The sequence below is a fragment of the Streptomyces sp. NPDC006265 genome (assembly GCF_040613555.1).
Classification (GTDB): Bacteria; Actinomycetota; Actinomycetes; order Streptomycetales; family Streptomycetaceae; genus Streptomyces.
Genome location: NZ_JBEXSH010000385.1, coordinates 1 through 8122, shown reverse-complemented (window position 1 = coordinate 8122; position 8122 = coordinate 1). Strand labels below are relative to the sequence as shown.

Here is an 8122-nt window from a genome sequence, read left to right as displayed (position 1 = left end):
CAGGCCGCACAGCACGCCGCACCGGCCGACAACGTCAGTACGGCGGCGGTGGCCCCGGCGTGCCCGAGGGGCGCGGCGATCTGCGGGCCCGGAGCGAGGTGCGGAACGGCCACCGTCAGCGCGATGCCGGCCAGTGCCCCGGCGAAGGGCGCGCCGACCGGCAGCAGCGCCCCGCTGATCCGCCCGGCGGCATACCCGGCGGCCACCGCCAGCACCGCCAGGAGAACCCCCTCCGGCCTGCCGTCGTGCACGGCCGCCGTGATCAGGGACCAGGCGGCGCAGGCGCCCAGCACCATGACCCCCGCCGCGTCAGAAACGATTCGTCTCTCCGCGTCCGCGTCCGACCCGGACGTCACCCCACTGGAACCCACCCCGCCCGCCCCCCGGCGCAACCAAAGCCCCCGACCCGTGAAGACCCCGGCCGCACCGGCCGCCAGGGGCCGTACGACTGAGGCTGGGCACACCGTAACGGCTTGTGGACGGTTTGGGGATGTGTCATGACGAAATGAGCAGGGCGTCTGTCGCGCGTACCGCGCTGTCGGCCTCAAGGTCACGCGCCTTACACTCCGGGAGTGACCGTCACCGCAACCTCCGTCGGCGAGTCGGACCAGTTGGAGCCGCGGATCGCGCCCGGGGCGCGGACGTGGGCCCGGCGGCTCGTACGTCTCGTCCCGGCCGCCGCAGCCGCGCTCGCCGGCCTGCTCCTCTATGTCTCCTTCCCGCCCCGCACGCTGTGGTGGCTGGCCCTGGCGGCCTTCGCCGTCTTCGGCTGGGTGCTGCGCGGCCGAAGCTGGAAGGCGGCACTCGGGCTCGGCTACCTCTTCGGCCTCGGCTTCCTGCTGCCGCTGCTGGTGTGGACCGGGGTGGAGGTGGGGCCGGGGCCCTGGCTCGCCCTGGTGGCCATCGAGGCCCTCTTCGTCGCCGCGGTCGGCGCCGGAATCGCAGCCGTGTCGAAGCTGCCCGGCTGGCCGGTGTGGGCGGCCGCCGTGTGGATCGCGGGCGAGGCGGCACGCGCGCGTGCGCCCTTCAACGGCTTCCCCTGGGGAAAGATCGCGTTCGGCCAGGCGGACGGTCTGTTCCTGCCGCTCGCCGCGGTGGGCGGCACCCCGGTCCTCGGCTTCGCGGTCGTCCTGTGCGGCTTCGGACTGTACGAGGTCGTACGGCTCGCCGTGCGGTGGCGGCGGACCGGTGAGGTACGGCGCGCCGCGGCGGCCATGGGCCTGCTGAGTCTGGCCGTCCCGGTCGTGGGCGCCGTCGCGGCCCGGCCACTGGTCAGCGACACGGCCGAGGACGGCCGGGCCACCGTCGCGGTGATCCAGGGCAACGTGCCCCGTGCCGGCCTCGACTTCAACTCCCAGCGGCGGGCCGTCCTCGACTACCACGCGCGCGAGACCGAGCGGCTGGCCGCCGAGGTCAAGGCCGGCAAGGTCGAGCGGCCCGACTTCGTGCTGTGGCCGGAGAACTCCTCCGACATCGATCCCTTCGCCAACCCCGACGCCCGCGCCGTCATCGACACGGCCGCCAGGTCCATCGGTGCCCCCATCTCGGTCGGCGGCGTTGTCGAGCGGGACGGCAAGCTGTACAACGAGCAGATCCTGTGGGACCCGGCGAAGGGCCCCGTCGACACCTACGACAAGCGCCAGATCCAGCCCTTCGGCGAGTACCTGCCGCTGCGCTCGCTCATCGGCGCGATCAACGAGAACTGGACGGCGATGGTCCGCCAGGACTTCAGCCGGGGCACCAAGCCGGGCGTGTTCACCATGGACGGCGCCAAGGTCGGCCTCGTCACCTGCTATGAGGCCGCCTTCGACTGGACCGTGCGCTCCGAGGTCATCGACGGCGCCCAGCTGATCTCCGTGCCGAGCAACAACGCCACCTTCGACCGCAGCGAGATGACCTACCAGCAGCTCGCCATGTCCCGCGTGCGCGCGGTCGAGCACAGCCGGACCGTGACGGTGCCGGTGACCAGCGGGGTCAGCGCGATCATCATGCCGGACGGCAGGATCACGCAGAAGACCGGCATGTTCGTGGCCGACTCCCTGGTGCAGAAGGTGCCGCTGCGGTCCTCGCAGACCCCCGCCACCCGGCTCGGTATCCTGCCGGAGATCGCCCTCGTGCTCGTCGCGGCCGGCGGACTCGGCTGGGCTCTCGGCGCCGGTCTGCGCGGACGGCGCACCGGTGACGTGTAGACGCGCCGGTGACGTGTCGCCGTACGCCGTCCGCACGCAGCCTGAATCGCGCCAGGGCGTCGGAGAGGCGGCCCATTAGGGTCGACGGCATGGCTACTCCCGACTTCATCCGCACGCTCCGTGCCTCGGCCGGTCATCAGCTGCTCTGGCTTCCCGGGGTCACCGCCCTCGTCTTCGACGACGAGGGCAGAGTGCTGCTCAACCGTCGCGCCGACACCCGCACGTGGTCCGTGCTCGGTGGCATCCCGGACCCCGGGGAGCAGCCCGCGGCGTGCGCGGTGCGGGAGGTCTACGAGGAGACGGCCGTACGGTGCGTCGCCGAACGGGTCGTTCTCGTCCAGGCCCTGCAGCCCGTCACATACGAGAACGGCGACACCTGCCAGTACATGGACATCACCTTCCGCTGCCGGGCCGTCGGCGGTGAGGCGCGGGTCAACGACGACGAGTCGCTGGACGTGGCCTGGTTCGACGTCGACGCGCTGCCCCAGCTGAACGAGTTCGGCCTGCTCCGGATCAAGCAGGCATTGTCGGACGACCCCACATGGTTCGACCCCACTGCCTCCAGCTGAACTATGGGGCCTGACCACATGGGGTGAGGTCGGGGCGCTGCCTAGGGTCGAACCATGACCGCGCCCCGTGCCCTCCCGGCCCCCCACGCCTCCCCGCTCGACCTGGGCGGCCGCACCGCGCTCGTCACCGGCGCCGCCGGCGGCATCGGCCGTGCCTGCGCGCTGCGGCTCGCGGCCGCCGGGGCCAAGGTGAGAGCCGTCGACCGGGACGCCGCGGGCCTGGAGGCACTGGCCGACCACGGGACTGGCCTCGCCGGCACGGTGGAGCCGCACGTCCTCGACCTCACCGACCTGGACGCCGCCGAACTGGCCGCCGCGGGCACCGACGTCCTCGTCAACAACGCCGGGATCCAACTGGTGCGCCCCATCGAGGAGTTCCCGCCCGAGGTGTTCCACACGGTGCTCACCGTGATGCTGGAGGCACCGTTCCGGCTCATCCGCGGCGCCCTGCCCCACATGTACGGGCAGCGGTGGGGCCGCGTCGTGAACGTGTCGTCCGTCCACGGGCTGCGCGCCTCGGCCTACAAGTCGGCCTATGTCGCCGCCAAACACGGCCTGGAGGGACTGTCCAAGACCACCGCCCTCGAAGGCGCACCCCACGGTGTCACCTCGAACTGTGTGAACCCCGCCTATGTGCGCACCCCCCTGGTCGAGAAGCAGCTCACCGACCAGGCGCAGGCGCACGGTATCCCGGAGGAGCGGGTGCTGTCCGAGGTGCTGCTGCAGGACAGCGCCGTCAAACGACTCATCGAACCGGAGGAGGTCGCCGAGGCGGTGGCGTATCTGTGCAGTCCGCAGGCGTCCTTCGTGACCGGTACCTCGCTCGTGCTCGACGGTGGCTGGACCGCCCACTGAACAGCCGCTCCCGTCCGCCCGGGGGAGTTGTCCACAGGGCTGACGGGACGGCCCGGTCATGGTGAATCCTGTGAGCATGTCCAGCGATCACGTGCAGTCCGCCGAAATGCCGTTCCTCGAGCTCCTGGCCCGGGGCGCGTCGGCCGACGCCTATGAGCAGCCGGAGCTGCTCGCGCGTGCCGAAGGGCGCCCGGCGGAGTGGATCGCCGTGCTCCGGCAGGCCAAGCCGCTCGCCCTGCGCGTGCGCGCCGAGATGGAGGGACGACGCCGGCGCGAGGCCGAGCTGTCCGCCCTGTTCGAGACCGCCCACGACCTCGCAGGGCTGCGCGACCTCGACGCCGTGCTCCGAGCGATCGTGCAGCGCGCCCGCTCGCTGCTGGGCACCGACGTCGCCTACCTCAGCCTGAACGACATGGAGCGCGGCGACACCTACATGCGGGTCACCGAGGGCTCGGTCGCGGCCCGGTTCCAGCAGCTGCGACTCGGCATGGGGGAGGGCCTGGGCGGCCTGGTCGCCCAGACCGCCCGCCCTTATGTCACCGACGACTACTTCAAGGACGACCGCTTCCAGCACACGCTCACCATCGACGCGGGCGTGCGGGACGAGGGACTGGTGGCCATCCTCGGCGTGCCGCTGACGCTCGGGCACCACGTCATCGGCGTGCTGTTCGCCGCGGACCGCCGCGCCCGGGTCTTCGAGCGGGAGCAGATCGCCCTGCTCGGCTCCTTCGCCGCCCTCGCCGCGGCCGCCATCGACACCGCCAATCTGCTCGCCGAGACCCGGTCTGCCCTCGCCGGCCTGGAACGGGCGAACGAGATCATCCGTGACCGCAGCGGTGTCATCGAGCGCGCCTCCGACGTGCACGACCGGCTCGCCGAACTCGTCCTGCGCGGTGGCGGGGTGCACGACGTGGCCGCTGCCGTCTCCGAGATCCTCGACGGCACGGTGGAGTTCGCCGAGGCCGCCGCCGCACCCGCCGGAGCCCTGGAGAAGTCCGGCGCGGAGGGGCACGCGGTGCTGCACGAGGACGACTGGATCGCCGCCGTCGCCGCCGGCGGCGAACTGCTCGGCGCACTGGTCCTGCGCGGGCACCCGGGGCTCGACCCCGTCGACCAGCGCACCCTGGAGCGCGCCGCCATGGTCACCTCCCTGCTGCTCCTGGCCCGCAGATCCGCCGCCGAGGCCGAACAGCGCGTGCGCGGTGAGCTGCTGGACGACCTCCTCGACGCCCGCGACCGCGACCCGCGCCTGCTGCGGGAGCGCGCTGCCCGGCTGCACGCCGACCTCGACGCGCTCCACGTGGTGCTGGCCGCGCGGCTGGAGGACATCGCGGCCGACGCCGAGCAGGAGGCGGACGCCCGCAGACGCCTGGCAGCGGCGGCATCCCACCTCGCCGCGACACGGCATGGCCTGGCCGCCGCGCGCGAGGGGGGCACCGTCCTGCTGCTGCCCCTCGGCGCCGGCGACACCGCGACCGATCTGGCCCGGCGTGCCGCCCGGCACCTGGGCACAGCGGTCCACGCACCGGTCACCGTCGGCGCCTCCGCACCCGCCGAGGACCTCGCCACCCGCCCCGAAACCGTGGCCATGGCCTATGCGGAGGCCCGCCGCTGCCTGGAAGCCCTGCGCGTCCTCGGCCGTGCCGGGGGCGGGGCCGCCGCCGAGGACTTCGGCTTCCTGGGACTGCTCATGGCCGGCGACCGCGACATCCCGGGCTTCGTCGACCGCACCATCGGCCAGGTCGTCGCCTACGACCGGCGACGGGGCACGGAACTGCTGCGCACCCTCGACGCGTACTTCGCCTGCGGTATGAGCCCCGCCCGCACCAAGGACGAACTGCACGTCCATGTGAACACGGTCGCTCAGCGCCTGGAGCGCATCGGCCGTCTCCTCGGGGACGACTGGCAGAGCCCGGCCCGGACTCTGGAGATCCAGCTCGCGCTGCGCCTGCACCGGTTGTCGGCGCCGGCGCAGCACTGACCCCCGTACGAGGTACGTACGGGGGCCCGGAGATCACTGGTTCCCGGAGGGTCAGGGGGTGCGGGCGTCCTCCGGGGCGGCGGTCGTCCGGTCCGCGCCCCGGCCGGTGGGAAGAGCGACGTCGGCCAGGTCCCGATGACGCGTCTCCTTGGCCGCCGCCACCGCGATGACCGTGAGCACGACGGCGGCGATGACGTACAGGGCGATCGGCGTGGAGCTGCCGTAGTCGGACAGCAGCGCGGTGGCGATCAGCGGTGCGGGCGCCCCCGCCGCGACCGAGGCGAACTGTGCGCCGATCGACGCCCCGGAGTAGCGCATCCGCGTCGCGAACATCTCCGAGAAGAACGCGGCCTGGGGCGCGTACATCGCCCCGTGCAGGACCAGTCCGACGGTGACGGCGAGGATCAGGTTGCCGAAGCCGCCGGTGTCGATGAGCGAGAAGAACGGGAACATCCACAGCCCGACCCCCACCGCACCGATCAGGTACACGGGCCGGCGGCCGATCCGGTCGGACAGCGCGCCCCACGCCGGGATCACCGCGAAGTGCACGGCCGAGGCGACCAGCACCGAGTTGAGCGCGGTCTGCTTGGAGACGCCGGCCGAGGTGGTGGCGTAGACGAGGATGAACGCGGTGATGACGTAGTAGCTGATGTTCTCCGCCATACGCGCGCCCATGGCGACCAGGACGTCACGCCAGTGGTGCCGCAGCACGGAGACGAGCGGCAGCTTCTCGGCCTCCGCGGCGACGTCCGCCTTGCGGGCCTCGGCCTGTGCCAACGCCTGCTTGAAGACCGGCGATTCATCGACAGACAGACGAATCCACAAACCGACGATCACCAGCACACCGGAGAGCAGGAACGGGATCCGCCAGCCCCAGCTGACGAACGCGGCGTCCGACAGCAGAGCCGTGAGCAGGGACAGCACACCGGTGGCGAGGAGCTGCCCCGCCGGCGCGCCGGTCTGCGGCCACGACGCCCAGAACCCGCGCCGCCGGGCGTCCCCGTGCTCCGACACCAGCAGCACGGCACCGCCCCACTCACCGCCGAGCGCGAACCCCTGGACCAGCCGGAGCACGGTCAGGAGGACCGGCGCGGCCATCCCGACGGAGGCGTGCGTGGGCAGCAGCCCGATCGCGAAGGTGGCCCCGCCCATCAGCAGCAGGCTCAGCACCAGCAGCTTCTTGCGCCCGAGCCGGTCACCGTAATGCCCGAACACCAGCGCGCCCAGCGGCCGGGCGGCGAACCCGACCGCGTACGTCAGGAACGACAGCAGGGTGCCGACGAGCGGGTCGGAGTCCGGGAAGAACAGCTTGTTGAACACGAGCGCGGCGGCGGAGCCGTAGAGGAAGAAGTCGTACCACTCGATGGTGGTGCCGATGAGGCTGGCGGCGACGATACGCTTGAGGTTGCCCTGGGGTGGGGGAGCGGTTGTTGCGGAGGCCATGGGCGCCACTTCCTCGTGTGCGGTGGGGACGGGTACGTGTTCGCACACCGTAGGAATCTGCAGGTCAGGGACACATGTGGTGGGACTACATAGTTCGGGGGCGGCGTGTGCGTGTTGCGCCTATGTCACTGCTTGGGGGCCACCTTGAGGGCTTGGGCGGCGGCGGAACGAGCCTGTCCTTGTCGCTCCCGTGCTGACTTGGTGCTGCCTACGCTCCGTTGAACTCGGACATGTGGCGGTTGACCGCGGAGCGTCGTTCTGCGGCGGGTGATCGGGGCGCCCCGGATGAGGGTGAGGCCCTCGACTGCGCCCTTGCTGGCGACGTAGGCGCCCAGGTCGGCAGCTGGGTGTGGACCACAGGGGTCGAGGAGTTGACGATCGCGCCTGGCCGGGCGGACCGTGTGCGCCGCCTGCCGGGACACCACGAAGGTGCCACGGATGTTCGTGCGGTGCATCCGGTCCAGGTCGGCGAGGTCGAACGTCGCGATCGGCGCCAGGACCATGATGCCGGCGGTGTTCACGACCACGTCTACGCCGCCGAAGGCCGACTCGACCGCGTCGAACACCGCGCTCATCGCGGTCTCGTCAGCTGTCCGACGACCGGTTCGCGGGCAGCCTCTCGGGCGGCAGTCTGCCGGTGGAGGACGCCCTCGACGAGGTGCTGTGGACCGGACCCGCCCATGGCCAACTAGGGCGTGCACTACCCGATCCACGACGTCGTGTACGAAGGGGTGGTACTGCGCGCGGGGCACCCGCTCGTGGTCAGTCTCGCCGCGGCGAACACCGACCCCGCCCTGACGGTTGATCAGCGTGCGGGCAGTCGCGCCCACTTGGCGTGGAGCACGGGTCCGCACAACTGCCCGGCGCAGAGTCCGGCCCGGCTGATCGCGACGGTGGCCGTGGAGAAGCTGCTCGAACGGCCTCCCGATGCCGAACTAGTGCCGCGACAGGCAACGTTCGCCCCGTCGCGACGCCCGGCACGCTCCCCCGAGCTCTCGACTCCGCTCGAGCAGGGGGTACCCCCACTCGCCGCACCGGCCGAAACCCCAAGTACGTCCAGTACGAGGGCTTCCGGCCGGCACGCC

6 protein-coding genes and 2 pseudogenes are annotated in these 8122 nt (G+C 72.1%); 5 read left to right on the top strand and 3 right to left on the bottom strand.

What is annotated here, in order from left to right:
• Window positions 1–296 (bottom strand): annotated as a pseudogene (locus ABZ281_RS27470) (hypothetical protein); the annotation flags it as partial.
• A gap of 276 nt (window positions 297–572) precedes the next feature.
• Here ABZ281_RS27470 and lnt point away from each other — a divergent pair.
• From lnt to ABZ281_RS27450, 4 genes are all read left to right on the top strand, one after another.
• Window positions 573–2189 (top strand): apolipoprotein N-acyltransferase, encoded by a 1617-nt coding sequence (lnt, locus tag ABZ281_RS27465; protein ID WP_356659665.1) that lies wholly within the window; start codon window positions 573–575, stop codon window positions 2187–2189.
• An 89-nt stretch (window positions 2190–2278) separates the two neighbouring features.
• On the top strand, window positions 2279–2758 hold the full coding sequence (locus tag ABZ281_RS27460) for an NUDIX domain-containing protein (protein WP_356659663.1): 480 nt from the start codon (window positions 2279–2281) through the stop codon (window positions 2756–2758).
• A 54-nt stretch (window positions 2759–2812) separates the two neighbouring features.
• The gene (locus ABZ281_RS27455; RefSeq protein ID WP_356659661.1) at window positions 2813–3613 is read left to right on the top strand and encodes a 3-hydroxybutyrate dehydrogenase; all 801 of its coding nucleotides are present in this window, start codon (window positions 2813–2815) and stop codon (window positions 3611–3613) included.
• A 76-nt stretch (window positions 3614–3689) separates the two neighbouring features.
• Window positions 3690–5594 carry a GAF domain-containing protein gene (locus tag ABZ281_RS27450; protein ID WP_356659659.1) on the top strand — a complete coding sequence of 635 codons (1905 nt, stop codon included), beginning with the start codon at window positions 3690–3692 and terminating at the stop codon, window positions 5592–5594.
• 51 nt (window positions 5595–5645) lie between these two features.
• On the opposite strand, the gene ABZ281_RS27445 is transcribed toward ABZ281_RS27450, so the two are convergent.
• Both ABZ281_RS27445 and ABZ281_RS27440 read right to left on the bottom strand, forming a co-directional pair.
• Window positions 5646–7037, bottom strand: coding sequence for an MFS transporter (locus ABZ281_RS27445; protein ID WP_356659657.1), 1392 nt, complete (start codon window positions 7035–7037; stop codon window positions 5646–5648).
• Window positions 7038–7162: 125 nt separating this feature from the next.
• The gene (locus tag ABZ281_RS27440) at window positions 7163–7612 is read right to left on the bottom strand and encodes an SDR family NAD(P)-dependent oxidoreductase (RefSeq protein WP_356659655.1); all 450 of its coding nucleotides are present in this window, start codon (window positions 7610–7612) and stop codon (window positions 7163–7165) included.
• Between the two features lie 14 nt (window positions 7613–7626).
• On the opposite strand from ABZ281_RS27440, the pseudogene ABZ281_RS27435 reads away from it, so the two are divergent.
• A pseudogene (locus tag ABZ281_RS27435) lies at window positions 7627–8122 on the top strand (cytochrome P450); the annotation flags it as partial.

Bases quoted from the DNA above. Each gene is read 5' to 3' on its own strand.
- ABZ281_RS27445 (WP_356659657.1), bottom strand. From the start codon at position 7,037: ATGGCCTCCGCAACAACCGCTCCCCCACCCCAGGGCAACCTCAAGCGT.
- ABZ281_RS27460 (WP_356659663.1), top strand. From the start codon at position 2,279: ATGGCTACTCCCGACTTCATCCGCACGCTCCGTGCCTCGGCCGGTCAT.
- ABZ281_RS27450 (WP_356659659.1), top strand. From the start codon at position 3,690: ATGTCCAGCGATCACGTGCAGTCCGCCGAAATGCCGTTCCTCGAGCTC.
- ABZ281_RS27440 (WP_356659655.1), bottom strand. From the start codon at position 7,612: ATGAGCGCGGTGTTCGACGCGGTCGAGTCGGCCTTCGGCGGCGTAGAC.
- ABZ281_RS27455 (WP_356659661.1), top strand. From the start codon at position 2,813: ATGACCGCGCCCCGTGCCCTCCCGGCCCCCCACGCCTCCCCGCTCGAC.